This is a genomic window from Hydrogenophaga sp. 2FB (assembly GCF_005503365.1).
Classification (GTDB): Bacteria; Pseudomonadota; Gammaproteobacteria; order Burkholderiales; family Burkholderiaceae_C; genus Hydrogenophaga.
On the sequence record NZ_SCML01000125.1, the window covers coordinates 1 to 1,077 of the forward strand.

Sequence of the window (1,077 nt, forward strand, 5' to 3'; positions counted from 1 at the left end):
GCCCAGGACGTCGCCACCCTGGTCCACCGCCTCGGTCTGCCCGCCGTGCTCAACCGTATGGCCGGCACCATCCATGCCGACTACCTGCGCTGGCCCGCCTTCGACAAGTCCGCGCGCGTGGCCAACCATTCGGCCGACGGCGTGATCGAACTCATGCCGATCGCCGACGACACCACCTACGCCTTCAAGTACGTCAACGGCCACCCCAAGAACACCCGCGCCGGCTTGCCCACCGTGATGGCCTTCGGCGTGCTGGCCGACGTGGCCACTGGCGTGCCCGTGCTGCTGAGCGAACTCACGCTCACCACCGCGCTGCGCACCGCCGCCATGTCGGTGGTGGCCGCGCGCGCCCTGGCGCGCCCGAACAGCCGCCGCATGGCGCTGATCGGCAACGGCGCGCAGAGCGAGTTCCAGGCGCTGGCGTTCCACCACCTCATGGGCATCGACGAGATCCGGCTGTACGACACCGACGCGGCCGCCACGCGCAAGCTGATGGCCAACCTTGCCGGTGAAGCCGGCCTGCGCCTGATCGCCTGCGACAGCATCGCCCAGGCCGTGCGCGGCGCGGACATCGTCACCACCGTCACCGCCGACAAGACCAATGCCACCATCCTCACGCCCGAGTTGATCGAGCCCGGCATGCACATCAATGGCGTGGGCGGCGACTGCCCCGGCAAGACCGAGCTGCACCCCGACGTGCTGCGCAAGGCTTCCGTGTTTGTCGAGTACGAGCCGCAGACGCGCATCGAAGGCGACCTGCAACACCTGCCCGCCGACTTCCCGGTCACCGAACTCTGGCACGTGCTGGCGGGCGACGCGGTCGGCCGCACCGATGCCACCGAGGTCACCCTGTTCGATTCCGTGGGCTTCGCGCTCGAGGACTACTCGGCCCTGCGCTTCCTGAACGAAGCAGCGGCTGAACTTCACCTGGGTCAGCAACTGCCGCTGATTCCCGCGCTGGCGGACCCGAAGGACTTGTTCGGCCTGCTGCGCAAAAGCGCGCCGCGCAAACTCGCCTTGGCCGCCTGAGGCAACGCACGGTTGAATCCGCCCAGCCCCCTGGCGCGTATCCAGGGG

General features: G+C 69.0%; 1 protein-coding gene. It reads left to right on the forward strand.

The window, feature by feature from the left end; genetic code table 11:
• On the forward strand, nucleotides 1–1,029 hold a 1,029-nt coding region (gene ocd / locus FFS09_RS30500), incomplete at its 5' end, for an ornithine cyclodeaminase (protein WP_137922648.1).
• Nucleotides 1,030–1,077 lie beyond the last annotated feature (48 nt).